Origin of the sequence: Candidatus Enterovibrio escicola, from assembly GCF_002464935.1 — a bacterium.
In the GTDB taxonomy this organism is placed as follows: Bacteria; Pseudomonadota; Gammaproteobacteria; order Enterobacterales; family Vibrionaceae; genus Enterovibrio; species Enterovibrio escicola.
Map to the genome: position 1 here is coordinate 34,686 of NZ_NBYY01000013.1, position 12,442 is coordinate 47,127.

The 12,442-nt window shown below is 39.3% G+C and carries 11 protein-coding genes and 2 pseudogenes; 5 read left to right on the forward strand and 8 right to left on the reverse strand.

From position 1 onward, the window contains the following. Positions 1 to 1,388: 1,388 nt before the first annotated feature. The 3 genes and pseudogenes from nhaB to BTN49_RS22075 form a co-directional block, all read left to right on the forward strand. Positions 1,389 to 2,960, forward strand: coding sequence for a Na(+)/H(+) antiporter NhaB (gene nhaB, locus BTN49_RS05525; RefSeq protein ID WP_097356345.1), 1,572 nt, complete (start codon positions 1,389 to 1,391; stop codon positions 2,958 to 2,960). An 85-nt stretch (positions 2,961 to 3,045) separates the two neighbouring features. Next, positions 3,046 to 3,588, forward strand: a complete 543-nt coding sequence (gene dsbB / locus BTN49_RS05530; RefSeq protein ID WP_097356346.1) for a disulfide bond formation protein DsbB — start codon at positions 3,046 to 3,048, stop codon at positions 3,586 to 3,588. A gap of 315 nt (positions 3,589 to 3,903) precedes the next feature. Further along, a pseudogene (locus BTN49_RS22075) lies at positions 3,904 to 4,030 on the forward strand (IS982 family transposase); the annotation flags it as partial. 105 nt (positions 4,031 to 4,135) lie between these two features. On the opposite strand, the gene BTN49_RS20520 reads toward BTN49_RS22075, so the two are convergent. From BTN49_RS20520 to BTN49_RS05570, 8 genes and pseudogenes are all read right to left on the reverse strand, one after another. Beyond that, on the reverse strand, positions 4,136 to 4,414 hold the full coding sequence (locus BTN49_RS20520) for a transposase (RefSeq protein ID WP_199399411.1): 279 nt from the start codon (positions 4,412 to 4,414) through the stop codon (positions 4,136 to 4,138). Positions 4,415 to 4,909: 495 nt separating this feature from the next. Further along, positions 4,910 to 5,063, reverse strand: a pseudogene (locus BTN49_RS22080) (IS982 family transposase); the annotation flags it as partial. Between the two features lie 240 nt (positions 5,064 to 5,303). Beyond that, on the reverse strand, positions 5,304 to 6,890 hold the full coding sequence (locus BTN49_RS05545; protein ID WP_097356347.1) for a SpoIIE family protein phosphatase: 1,587 nt from the start codon (positions 6,888 to 6,890) through the stop codon (positions 5,304 to 5,306). 2 nt (positions 6,891 to 6,892) lie between these two features. Beyond that, on the reverse strand, positions 6,893 to 7,600 hold the full coding sequence (locus tag BTN49_RS05550) for a P-loop NTPase family protein (RefSeq protein ID WP_097356348.1): 708 nt from the start codon (positions 7,598 to 7,600) through the stop codon (positions 6,893 to 6,895). Then, positions 7,600 to 9,702, reverse strand: coding sequence for a polysaccharide biosynthesis/export family protein (locus tag BTN49_RS05555; protein WP_097356349.1), 2,103 nt, complete (start codon positions 9,700 to 9,702; stop codon positions 7,600 to 7,602). Before BTN49_RS05555 ends, BTN49_RS05550 begins: the two co-directional genes overlap by 1 nt. Next, positions 9,699 to 10,511 (reverse strand): OmpA family protein, encoded by an 813-nt coding sequence (locus tag BTN49_RS05560; RefSeq protein WP_097356350.1) that lies wholly within the window; start codon positions 10,509 to 10,511, stop codon positions 9,699 to 9,701. The genes BTN49_RS05555 and BTN49_RS05560 overlap by 4 nt, the downstream gene beginning before the upstream one ends. 112 nt (positions 10,512 to 10,623) lie before the next feature. Beyond that, positions 10,624 to 10,950 carry an STAS domain-containing protein gene (locus BTN49_RS05565; RefSeq protein WP_097356351.1) on the reverse strand — a complete coding sequence of 109 codons (327 nt, stop codon included), beginning with the start codon at positions 10,948 to 10,950 and terminating at the stop codon, positions 10,624 to 10,626. 604 nt (positions 10,951 to 11,554) lie between these two features. Further along, positions 11,555 to 11,827, reverse strand: coding sequence for a hypothetical protein (locus BTN49_RS05570; RefSeq protein WP_097356352.1), 273 nt, complete (start codon positions 11,825 to 11,827; stop codon positions 11,555 to 11,557). A 133-nt stretch (positions 11,828 to 11,960) separates the two neighbouring features. Here BTN49_RS05570 and BTN49_RS20525 point away from each other — a divergent pair, with 133 nt between their 5' ends. Both BTN49_RS20525 and BTN49_RS20530 read left to right on the forward strand, forming a co-directional pair. Continuing rightward, positions 11,961 to 12,119 (forward strand): transposase, encoded by a 159-nt coding sequence (locus tag BTN49_RS20525; protein WP_097356353.1) that lies wholly within the window; start codon positions 11,961 to 11,963, stop codon positions 12,117 to 12,119. Positions 12,120 to 12,212: 93 nt separating this feature from the next. Further along, the gene (locus BTN49_RS20530; protein ID WP_146679153.1) at positions 12,213 to 12,410 is read left to right on the forward strand and encodes a transposase; all 198 of its coding nucleotides are present in this window, start codon (positions 12,213 to 12,215) and stop codon (positions 12,408 to 12,410) included. Positions 12,411 to 12,442 lie beyond the last annotated feature (32 nt).

Below are 12,442 nucleotides of genomic sequence, written 5' to 3' on the forward strand. Positions count from 1 at the left end.
GATTATAACTCCCAGTTTAACTTTATGATGATCTGATCTTAAATATGGAGATTAGTTCAGATATTTTGGAAAAAATAGCAAACATATCCATAAAATAATGCTTGAGCTTCAAAGATGAAAGACATAACCAAAAAAGCGCATTAACAGGTGAAACTTCTCTATCATGCTTAATGATTCGCTGAATTTTTGGTTTGAGAATAAGGTCATTCATGTTAAGGAAGCACCTCGAGTGTTATACCAGTCCTTCGCAAATAACTACTTATATCCCACGTTTTCTGATGTTGATGTCGAAAGAGTTATAGCAAGAGAATGGATACAGTGGTTTAATGTGATTACAGACAAACAAAAGCAACTAATCTAGCATTTTTAAAAATCCTAGTGTGTTTTATTTTTGTACATCGAAGTTCTTGATAGAGGGTTTTTACCTAAAAAAGATTAGGCAGCAGGATGTTAGTATTTCTTGAATAGCTGGTGATTGTGTATTAGGTTTTCCAAACCTTGGTAGAGTGCTGATTGCGATTAAATATCTCAAAGTAGGTACCTCGGTCAAATATCTTCATCTTATGACCATGATGTGAATCCTGCATTCAAGTTTTAAGTGAGACACTTTCCCAGCAAACTGCTAATACCTTTTCTTTCGAAAAAGAACGGCGGGTTGATTTTTTCTTCAAAACTTGAAGATGCAGGTTTCAGAGAGTTTTACTGATATCCTGATCGAGGTATCCAATTTGTAGGTGTAATTAACTCGATCAAAAAGGGATAACCTCGTGCATTGCGTCAGTCAACCTCCTTCATGGAGAGCAGCAGTGCGCCTATTTCGTCGTTAAATCCTCGTGAAATAGATTGATTATCTCTATGAAAATTTGCCTCGCATTGAAGGCACTGATGACTTTGTCAATCTAGCGTCTACAAGTTGATTGGGTATACATAAAAAGATTCGGTTGGTAACCATTTTATCAATTTCCATTGACCTGCTAAATAAAAAACATCATCTCCCCATTATTTGATACCGTCAATGTTGATCCCTATCACTGTATCGTTGGAGACAGTTACGTATAATAAAATTATGAAATACTACAAATGATTTCATCTATACAGTATATTAAATCGCGTTTCTTCTGGAAATAATCCCACCACTTTAATCAATCTAACACAAGGGTTATTGACTGTTTAAAGAATCGCTGCATTTTAACAAAAAGCTTTATTTGCACAGTGAGTTTCTAGGGTGATTTGCCTCAAATAATAGAAGTTAAATTTATAATTTTTCTCTTATTTTTAAGAAAAAGTGCACAAGCATAAAAATGCTTTAGACTCAGCAACAGTTCACCTATACTTTATTATAAAACCCCAAGAATCCTCGTCTGTTTCATAAAAATAGAGTCATAAACATGACCATTACGTTACGGAATGCATTTATCAAGAACTTTCTCGGTAAAGCACCCAACTGGTACAAATCTGCGATTATCTTATTTTTGATTATTAATCCAATTTTGTTTGCAAATGACCCATTTATAGCAGGTTGGTTACTTGTTATAGAGTTTATCTTTACGTTAGCCATGGCTCTAAAGTGCTATCCTCTTCAACCTGGTGGTCTTCTGGCGATTGAGGCGGTTGCTATCGGGATGACCGACGCAGGTACTGTTAAAAATGAACTTGTTGCAAACTTCGAAGTACTGCTACTACTTATTTTCATGGTAGCGGGCATTTACTTTATGAAACAGTTACTCCTGTTTATTTTTACCAAAATACTACTGGGTATTCGCTCAAAAGAATTGCTTGCGCTTGCGTTTTGTTCCATGTCAGCATTTCTCTCAGCCTTTCTAGATGCACTCACCGTCATCGCAGTTGTAATCAGTGTAGCGGTCGGGTTTTACTCAATTTATCACCGCGTAGCCTCTTGCAACACCATAAGCGACGACAACATGTTAGATGACAACCTCCACGATGAACTTAATCGCGATGATCTAGAACAATACCGTTCTTTTCTTCGAAGCTTGATGATGCACGCAGGGGTGGGTACTGCACTGGGTGGCGTAATAACCATGGTGGGTGAACCGCAAAACCTAATTATTGCAAAAACAGTGAACTGGGAATTTGCCGAATTCTTTATTCGGATGTTGCCCGTTGGCCTGCCTGTTCTTATCTGCAGCTTAGCCACTTGTGTTCTCGTTGAAAAATTTTGTTTGTTTGATTACGGGAGCAAATTGCCGGAAACCGTCCGCCAGATCCTTTTTGAGTTCAACACTTCAGAGTGTGCGAAACGTACTAATTACGATGTTGCTAAACTGATCGTTCAAGCACTGATTGCTATATGGCTTATTTTAGCACTTGCTCTACACCTTGCGGCAGTAGGTCTGATTGGTTTGACAGTCATTATCCTTGTTACTTCGTTTACGGGTGTCGTTGATGAGCACAAAATTGGTAAAGCATTTCAAGAGGCCTTACCATTTACAGCATTACTTGTTGTTTTCTTCGCTATAGTTGCAGTAATTATTGACCAACAACTGTTTACCCCTGTGATCAACGCTGCTCTGAAATTGGGAGGTGGTTCACAGTTAACCATGTTTTATATTGCCAACGGTTTACTCTCCATGGTTTCTGATAACGTATTTGTCGGCTCGATTTACATTCATGAGGTGAAGGATGCATTGACAGATGGTTTAATTTCACTAGAGCAGTTTGAACTGCTTGCAGTCGCAATCAACACTGGCACTAACCTACCATCGGTTGCAACACCTAACGGTCAAGCGGCATTCTTGTTCTTACTTACGTCAACGCTTGCACCATTATTGCGATTATCTTATGGAAAAATGGTTTATATGGCGCTGCCATATACCATAGTGATGGGTTTAATTGGGTTGGTGAGCATTGAGTTTTTACTTATACCAATGAACGATGTGTTCTATAATATGGGTTGGCTCACCTTGGTTGATGTAGTCATCCTAGATACAATAACCTGAAGATATTAGTTTTTATTTAGAAATACTATGAATCACGAAATGCTACAAGTGTAACACTTTGTCTTTTAAAATGGTTTTGTTATAGATGTTGTCCTTCTTAAACAAAAAGAAAACATCGAGAATACGAGGTGCATGGTTCCTCCTCACATTATCGGCAGTAGGATTTGAGATTTGTGCTCTATACTTTCAGTATGTGATGAGTCTGGCACCTTGTGTTCTGTGTATTTATGAACGTGTAGCTATGCTAGGCATCGTTTCGTTCGGGCTTGTCGGTTTTCTAGCACTAGGTAATGAGCCATTACGATGGTTGAGCTTAATTGGATGGGGCGTATCTTCAGGTTGGGGACTCAAATTAGCTATCGAGCATGTTAGTTATCAATTCCATGATTCAAATGACCTGTTCGGCGTAACCTGCGATATCTTTGTCTACTTTCCGTCTTGGGCACCATTTAATAAATGGATACCTTGGATGCTCGAGGCAAGTGGGGAGTGCAGTAAAGTAGTGTGGAAATTCCTTAACCTATCGATGCCAGAATGGCTGGTTATTATTTTTTCAGTAATGCTGCTAGCGTTAGCTATCGTTGTATTATCACAGTTCTTTGGTAAACATGAACGAAAGTTGTTTTAAAAGATATAAATGATTTAAATCATACAGAACATTAAGTAATCGTATGAATAAAGTTTCCTCCATGTAGGCAATGAGTCATTGCAAATAATCCGATATCTCTTTATTGTAACTCCTATTTCTATTCCGTCATCCATGCTTATATTGGCTCTTCAAATTTCTGTCTTAATACCTGCATCATTCTTTGTTTTATGGAATGCAGCCACTGCTCCACAATATTGTTTAAATAACCTAAGTTGCGCATAAAAAATGAACTAAATATCCAAGTCACGATCTGATTCGTTTAAAAAAACTATTGACTGCATAAGGACTCAGGCATTGAATAACTTAGACACTGTTTTCGTCAAAATCGCCGATTTCTGCCAGAATTTTCTCTCTGCATGGGGACAAATACCTAATTTATTCCGGTATCAAACAAAGAAATAAGCCTTCTCGCCTCTCAGTTAGAGTAGCGAAGTTATGATGATAGTGATATAGCTAGATCAAAATAAAGTGGCATAATCCACATGCTGATAAAACAGCACGTCAATGGAGCAGCGCTCTTTCCTTCTTAACTAGACTTTACCTCTGCCAACTTATGTTCTATTGGGTTAAGATCTGGACTGTAAGGATGAAGTGACTCTAAAGTACAACCACGAGCTTCAATTGCTTCCCGCGCGTCGATACGGTTATGAAAACTTGCATTATACATAACGATCACAGCTTGTTCTGGAACTTTTGGAAGTAAATCTTGTTTGATCCATACGTGAAATACCTCCGAATTGACGCTTCTAATTACTAATTTAATCATTGGAAAAGTATGATTGATGATAGCACTAATGGTGTTAATTTTTCCTTTCGACTGTCAATCATGAACTCGATAGCAGCGACTTACTTTTTCAGAGTAAAGATGCGTTCGAGGCATACTCTGGGTAAACCCATTTTCATTTAAGTAGATGAGGGGTCTACCTTCTTCTTGATGTTTTTCTATTCTTTCTCTGAAGTTTTGGCATTTTTATTACAAGCTTTAGGGTAAAATAGAGTTTTTTAATGTGATATTGAGGCGCTTTAATGCATAGTTAATTGTAGGTTGAGTAACATTCAGATGTTGTGCTTGCGACCACTGGTCATCATCAAGAAACTCCTCTACATCCTTAAGATCCTTAAGTGAAATATTCTCATCAATTTTTGTATCGGGTTTATTTCAGGTAATACAAGGCTATTTTATTAGCCCAACGGAATAAGATTCTCATTCCAACATCAAAATTAACGCTTGTTTGTTCAAACATTAATTCGTATTCTTCCTTGTAAGCCAGTCGTGCACTGTGCCACATAATAATTATTTAGCTATTACTATCGTCATAACTTCGCTAACTGAGAGGCGAGAAGGCTTATTTCTTTGTTTGATACCGGAATAAATTAGGTATTTGTCCCCATGCAGAGAGAAAATTCTGGCAGAAATCGGCGATTTTGACGAAAACAGTGTCTAAGTTATTCAATGCCTGAGTCCTTATGCAGTCAATAGTTTTTTTAAACGATCAGATCGTGACTTTGCATTTAGTTTATTTCTTATACATAGCTCAGACTTAGTTAACTATTGATAATCCATGGAAACATTTCTTGTCTCTTTGGAGAAAAGAGCATGCCACTTTCGCTAGTTGGCTTTTTCTATGTTAGACCCTCAGTGTTGTAGCTATTATCTGAAATAGAGGGAATTTTGGTACAAATAAGATTTAATATCACTTAGTGGTTTCTGGTTGTAATAATACTAGCGTTGCATCGTCACGGTTATTGTTACTGTAATGATCAAATATGTGCATCACGCTTTCAGCGGCTTCGTTCAGCGGTATAGATAAGGTGTTGTATAGTGTGTTAGTTACGTGTGTTTCCAGTTGCTTTCTTGCTTTTTTGTTTTCAGCTGCTTCAAACAAACCGTCAGTATAAAGGACGAGCCGCTCATTGTAATCAAGATATGAGGTTAAACTCTTGTAAGTTGCACCTGACACCACACCAGGAAGAATACCGCCTACGTCCAACTTTTGAATACCACTGGGGGAGATCTTAAATGGTGCGGGGTGTCCGGCCGTCGCTATTTCACATTTTCCGCCTGCAGACAATGTGATTGAACAGCAGGTAAGGATTACTTGCGATAGTAAACCGTCTTCTAATGCACTGTCAGATAATTGCCTCAATAAGGTGGGGCAGGGATCTCTTTTATTGCTGTCAATGTGATACATCAGTCCTCTCAAATAGCCGACGAAGGCATACGAGAAAAACTTAGCAGTAACATCATGACCCATTACATCGACAATATTAAGCATAATGTAATTGTCACTGTTGTTTCTATCTTGGTTATTATTATAACTGTTGATATGGGTACTATAATCGTGGTGGAGTACAAGATCTCCTCCGCCTATGCCCGTATTGCGGCTAATAACAGTCATTTCCCAACCGTGCGCTTTTCGTGGCAAGGAAGGCATGAGCGAGTCGCTGATTCGTTTATTTACTCTGTTCGTCAATTGGTTATGAATTTGATTAGAACGCTTTAATATGCGTCTACTGGTTTGCAGGAGTGTAAATTTACTCACGGGTTTTATCATGTAGTCATCAATGCCTAAACTTAGAGCATTATTACGTGTTTCTGAATTGTCGTCATCGGTAAGAAAAATAAAGGGTATCAGCAACATATAGCTATGCCTGTGTAGTGCTTTTTTTAAGCTCAAACCATCCATATGTGGCATGCGAATGTCTGAAATAACTAGGTCAACGTCTTTCTGCAATAATATACATAATGCAGTTTCACCATTTTCGGCTTCAATCACGTGATATTCTTCAGAAAGGTAAGCGCTATAGAGTCTTAGTTGGCAAAGATCATCATCGACAATTAAAATACAGGGTTTGGTTGTTGTTTCTTTTAGGTACCATTTGAGCGAAAGGCGATGGAATCTACTTTCCTTTTGAATCTTGTATTCCATGTCGTCGCTTAAACTGTGGATGAGGGCAAGACCTCGTCCGCCTTCATTTTGATTGAAGAAATCTAGCGATCGAACTCGGTCTGGTAGAGTTGGATTCCAGCGTTGTCCGTCATCATTGAGATGCAACTGCCAACATCCATCGTTGTACTCTATGTTTACTTGGATAAATGTAGGTCGTGGACAGGCGTGATTCACCAAGTTTGAAGCAGCCTCGGCGAAACAGAGTAGGATCTTGTTGGAAAGGTGGGTAGTTATACTCCGATTCCCTAAAATTTTTTCAATCTCTTTGCGAGTGTGAGTGACCTCTTTTAAAGAGGCGGGTTTACACTCGAGGTTGACTATAGACGTCATAGTTAAATTTCCAATGACAGAAGATGACTCTCAATAATAAATTTTTTTAGCTTTGCTGCCAGTTTCGGGAAACGTTTCTTCAAACATTCTATTTCTCTCAATATTTCTACTTTCAAGGATGGATTGTTTTTGTCGTTGATAATACAGCCTAGTAAGTGTGCGCCTGAACTGTCGAGCTTTTTAATCGATTCTGACACCATAGCTTCAGTGGTATGCCCCGCCATAACCACTAGGATTGTACCATCAACCGCAGCAGCTACTCGTTCTGGTGGGATATTATTGGCGTTTAATCTGGAGATGGGTGATGTGTCGAAAAGGATCAAGTCATATTCTTTGCTCCATTCTACGATATAGCTTTCTAGTACGCTTGGGCGACGAAGTTCCATAAGGGTTTCACGCTTGGAAGGGGCAATTATACCTGTAAAAACAACATTTTCACCGCTGATTCCGACCAGTTCTGGACTTGGAAATAAACGGTTTTCATTGACTGAAATACTCATACCTTGACTTTCAAGGCAAGGGTGGTAGAGATTAAGATCGACCACCAAGGTAGATTGGCCAGCAAGTAGAGCGCGTTGTGCTATGGCGATGGTTAAGGAGGTCACACCTTCACCAGAATCTGTTGCTACAAATACCAATGTTTTGTAGTTATTACGGATGATTTGGAAATAAATTCGCTCTATTTCTAGGTTCAATGGAGGGATATTCATCATAACACGCCTATCAATGCTGCAATACCTGCAAGCTGGAAGATATCGGTAATACTTTGTCGGATCTTCTGCGCGGTACTCTCTTCTTTGCTTGGGATGTAGATGGTATCACCCGATCGTAGTACGGGGAGATCTTGGAGCTGCGCAGTGCGGCTAAATTCTGAAAGATTAAATATACGTGCTTGCTTGTTGCAGCAGGATATGTTGATGACCGTAATTTTCTCGATATATGCATTATCGTTTGGACCTCCAGCCTCCGCGAGCAAGTCCAGAATGGTCATATGGTCATCAAAGGTATATCGACCAGGTCGGTTTATCGCACCGAGTACACGAATAGTTTCCTCTTTAGGTCGATCTAGCCAATTTCGATTCTTTTCAGGGATATAAATAGTATCTCCTATTTGCACGTCAGGTAAAATGCTAGAATCACCGGTTTCAAAAAATAACGCTAAGTTTAGTTTGCTGACACGTGCATGTTTACCATCTAAATGGGTAATACGGATATTGTGTAAATCAGCATTTTCCGTAGGGCCATTAGCGGCGGAAAGAATATCGAGAAAGTGCATTTTTTCAGTGAAACGGTAGCGACCAGGGACACCAACTTGGCCAAATACATAAATGGAACTGTTAGAACTTTGGTGAATCCATCCTGATTTATTGCCAGAAGGGTCATCGGGTAAATTATTCACACGTATGATAGATCCTGCACGAACTAAAGGCAGCTCGGAATCTGGACGACCTTCCTTAATAAAGTTGTCTAGGTTAAATGTATAGGCTTTTGATTGATTGATGCTGATTGGTGTGACGATTTCAATCTTACTGGTATCAGCCTGGCTACTTGGTCCACCTACATGTGCGAGTAAATCTAACAATGACATTTCGTCAGACCACTCGATTCGTCCTGGCCTTATGACTTCTCCTATTACACGTACGGCACGTTCTGGTGTGACTTTTAACCACGATTTTTCATTCATATCTAGCTTTTCAGGAATGAATATTGCATCACCCGCTTCGATTTTGGGTAGACTACCTACCATTTTTCCTTCGGTGAACAGGGTCAAGTCAAATCGTACTGTGCTGCCATCTGGTTTGATCACCCGAATTTGGCGACTTTCAGCAAATCTGGTAGGGCCACCAGCATTAGCAAGAATGTCGATGAATGTCGCCCCATTTTTACCTTCATACGCTCCTGGTTTTGCCACTTCACCCATAATATATACTGTATTTGAGCCGGTTTTTATTTCTTCTTCTTGCTTCGGTACGAAGATGGTAGAACCTTCAACAATATTGGGTAAAAGAGATTCATCTCCACTGTCTAGGTATTGCTTGAGATTGAGAATTTGGGGTTTATTTTGGGAAATTACACGAATTTGTGATATGGCAGCGTACCTAGTGACACCACCAGCCCGCATAAGCCAATCTACGAGATTATTGTCTTTTTTTGCGGTGAAACTTCCTGGACGTATGACTTCTCCAAATACCTTTATGGCTTTTTTATCTTCAGCGGCATCACCTGAATCAGCAAGTTTTGCTGGGTCAAAATCCTGCTCAACATTACCAATTTTAGGAGATGCTGGAACAAAAAGGGTATCCAATGATACTAACTGAGGAAGAAAACTAGCATCACCCGTATCGAGAAATTTTTTATAGTTGAAGGTAATTATTTCACCGTCTCTATGAAGCTGAAATCGGTTGAGTTGTGCTCCTAGACGTAAGCCTCCAGCTGCATACAGTGCCATTTGAATGGATGCATTCTTTCGTAAGGTAAATTCACCAGGATCTTTAACGTACCCTTGAATGGTGATAAGTAACTGGCGCTTACTGACGAACACTTGCAAAGAAGATAAATCCCGGAAAATGGAACTTAGGGTTCGTTTCACAGTTTCAGATAACTGGGTTTCAGTCATGTTAGATGCTTGTACTATACCTACTTCAGGTAGTGTAAGTCTCCCTTGACGGTCAACTTGGAATTCTTTATTTAAAGTCAGTTCACCTGGTAACATAATGGCGATCTGATCACCAACTTGTATACGGTATTCCTCGGACCCTGCATCGAATACGTAGAGTAGCATTAGGATAAAAAGGATGAATGATCGGGTCATTGCTTGCCTTTTTTTACGATTTTATCGTGCGTGTCGGTTTTTATTAATTCAATAGATACACGTCGATTGGTTAGTCTAATATGAGGATAACTACCTTCCAATAATGGATCGCTGGAGCCAACTGCGGTTACGGATAAACGCGAAGGGGTGATGCCAAAAATTTGTAAATAGCGTTTCACTTGATTTGCACGTGCCAGTGAGAGCTCTTGGTTGAACTTTATACTACCGATAATATCAGCATGGCCTGTTATATGCAGATTGTACTGGGTCAAGTCATGCAGCAATGTTGCAGCTTCCGCCAGTCGGTTCATATATTTGGGGTTAACGGCGTATGAGTTGAACGCGAATTGGTTGTCTGTGTTTAACAATCCATAAATTTTCACTGCCAAGTCAGCTGTTGATTGGTAGTCAACAACCTCCAGTGAAATACAAACGCTGCTGCCTTGGATTGCATCAAGTTGTTTTTCGAGTCGCTCAAGTGTTGTACGTTGAATGATGAGGTCGTTGGCTGCATCAAGGTTTAATCCACCTTGTAGTTCACGAACGATGCGATCTTGCATACGTTTTGCGAGGATAACCATGGCTGGAAAACAGCGTTCTGCGCCTTCCAACACCAGAATATCTAGATGATGGGCAGCTAATTTCCACTCAAAACGTAAGCCATGTTTAGGTTCTAATGGTTCACTCGGCATCACTGGTGAAAGGGAAGAGTATTGATACTCAGCCATACCACCTTCCCCATGATCTGGAAAGAAAGAACAACCTGAAATGAGGATAGCATAGAGTATGAGAGTTAGTATGTTTTTCATGCTTTTCCTCTTTCTGTATAATCGGACTTATAGAGTAAGTGTGACTAATCTTCTTACGAGGAGTTTATTATTTAGTTGTAACTTAAGGATACTTAGTCAACTTAGTGTCTAACTAGCTGTCTCTTGATGCCACTTCAACGGGAATTGCACTATTAATACGTAGCAGCTGAATGATCTCCATGGGTTGACCGTGCACTTGAACCAACGAAAGCGTATAATCCTTTGCTTTCAAGCGTTTAAATAAAAAGACTATGGCACCAATGCCAGAGCTATCTAGGAAATTTACATTGCTTAGATTAAGGGTAACGTCGGTGATATGTTCCTCATTCACCACTGCGTCAAGTTCAGGTTGTATTTCACTGCAGCCATGTGCATCCATGTCACCATGGATTACAAGCATGAGTGTGTTATCAGGCTGTTGAATATGTTCAATTTGCATGAGTTCAACTCTCCTCTATATTGACGGATATAAGCAAGCAAAAATCATACCATTCGTGTTTTATTTATTAAATATCAATTAGTTAATATATCTTTAGAGTTTGTTATGTGTGTGACTTTGCAGTCTGACAATGATTTTGGGAAATGGAGACTGTTATAGCTAGTACTACACCCGATTTCATGCACGATGGAGTACGTCTTTAACTAAACGATTTGCTTTGATTCTAAGCTGGGTTTTGGGATATCAAGTACCTTGAGTCTGATTATTTCATACATAGGGTATTGAGTGCCTACGCTTCGGGGAAATATTACGAATATTTTATTTTCAAATGGTTATTTCCATATATCAGGTGAAATATACAGGTGTTATATCTTCAGATGCGATCAAATACTCTAAAAAAATATCGTTAGGAGAACGATACCAAAAACTCACTCTACCACGTGTTCCGAGTATATGTTATATTTTGGTAAGATCTTCATTACTGACTTCATTAAAATTAGTTCCTTTGGGTGAAGATCTTCTTATCAGAACATTGGTATGTTTATCCAGCTTCCGATCACTTGACTGATAATATCTTGCAAAATAGAAATAAGCCTCTGTAATTTCAGCAACCTCCTTTATAACAGGTGAATGTTATCCCGTTGTTTGACGTGAGGTTTTTGAAGTCATGAGAGGTGGAATTCACAATATCAATAAACGTCTTCACCACTGTATCCGCCTGCTTAGTGGGCATCTTTCTGATGTAACAGAGTTCATTGACTTTATCCATCACAGTAAGTAGAAAAGATTTGAGCCAAGTCTCGAGGACAGTGTCAATATCGAAATGATAAAACTCGGTCTTTTCGTTTGTAATATCAAACCATTTCTTAATGCCCATATTATTTTTTCACCTAGGAATTTCCTTCCAGCAACTATATGTGATGGGGCTTAAGGCATTGCATTGTCTAAAGCATCATGGTCATTGTAGCCGTGGGTTTATATTTTAGGATACTGCGATTAAAACGGCATTGATGATGAAAGGTATTTTTAAGCTCCTACTTCATGGATTAAAAGGCTTTCTCAATTCGGTTTTTACATTGATGAATGTCCCGCCGAAATCCCCTATATACATCTGCATTAGTAAGCGTTCTAAGACCGTAAAAATTAAATACCGTTTAACGAGTCGATGAACTATCACCCACGTCGTTATTGATGCCACAGGCCTAAAAGTATACGGTGAAGGTTAATGGAAGACGCGTAAACAGGGTAAGGATAAGTGGCGTATCTGGAGTAAACTTCATCTTGCCGTTGATGTGTCTACTCATGAGGTTATTGCTGCAGAAGTTAGCCTAGTTTTTGTGGGTGATAATGAGATTTTACCTATAGTTCTTAACTCATTAAGACGAAAGATACATCAAGTCAATGCTGATGGAGTCTATGACATAAGAGCGTGTCACCACACACTGAAAAGAAAGGAATAACGGCCAGTATTCTACCTCGAAGCAACGCGGAG

Coding starts and splice junctions, on each gene's coding strand:
- nhaB (WP_097356345.1), top strand. CDS start 1,389: ATGACCATTACGTTACGGAATGCATTTATCAAGAACTTTCTCGGTAAA.
- dsbB (WP_097356346.1), top strand. CDS start 3,046: ATGTTGTCCTTCTTAAACAAAAAGAAAACATCGAGAATACGAGGTGCA.
- BTN49_RS05545 (WP_097356347.1), bottom strand. CDS start 6,890: ATGACGTCTATAGTCAACCTCGAGTGTAAACCCGCCTCTTTAAAAGAG.
- BTN49_RS05550 (WP_097356348.1), bottom strand. CDS start 7,600: ATGAATATCCCTCCATTGAACCTAGAAATAGAGCGAATTTATTTCCAA.
- BTN49_RS05555 (WP_097356349.1), bottom strand. CDS start 9,702: ATGACCCGATCATTCATCCTTTTTATCCTAATGCTACTCTACGTATTC.
- BTN49_RS05560 (WP_097356350.1), bottom strand. CDS start 10,511: ATGAAAAACATACTAACTCTCATACTCTATGCTATCCTCATTTCAGGT.
- BTN49_RS05565 (WP_097356351.1), bottom strand. CDS start 10,950: ATGCAAATTGAACATATTCAACAGCCTGATAACACACTCATGCTTGTA.
- BTN49_RS05570 (WP_097356352.1), bottom strand. CDS start 11,827: ATGGGCATTAAGAAATGGTTTGATATTACAAACGAAAAGACCGAGTTT.
- BTN49_RS20525 (WP_097356353.1), top strand. CDS start 11,961: ATGATGAAAGGTATTTTTAAGCTCCTACTTCATGGATTAAAAGGCTTT.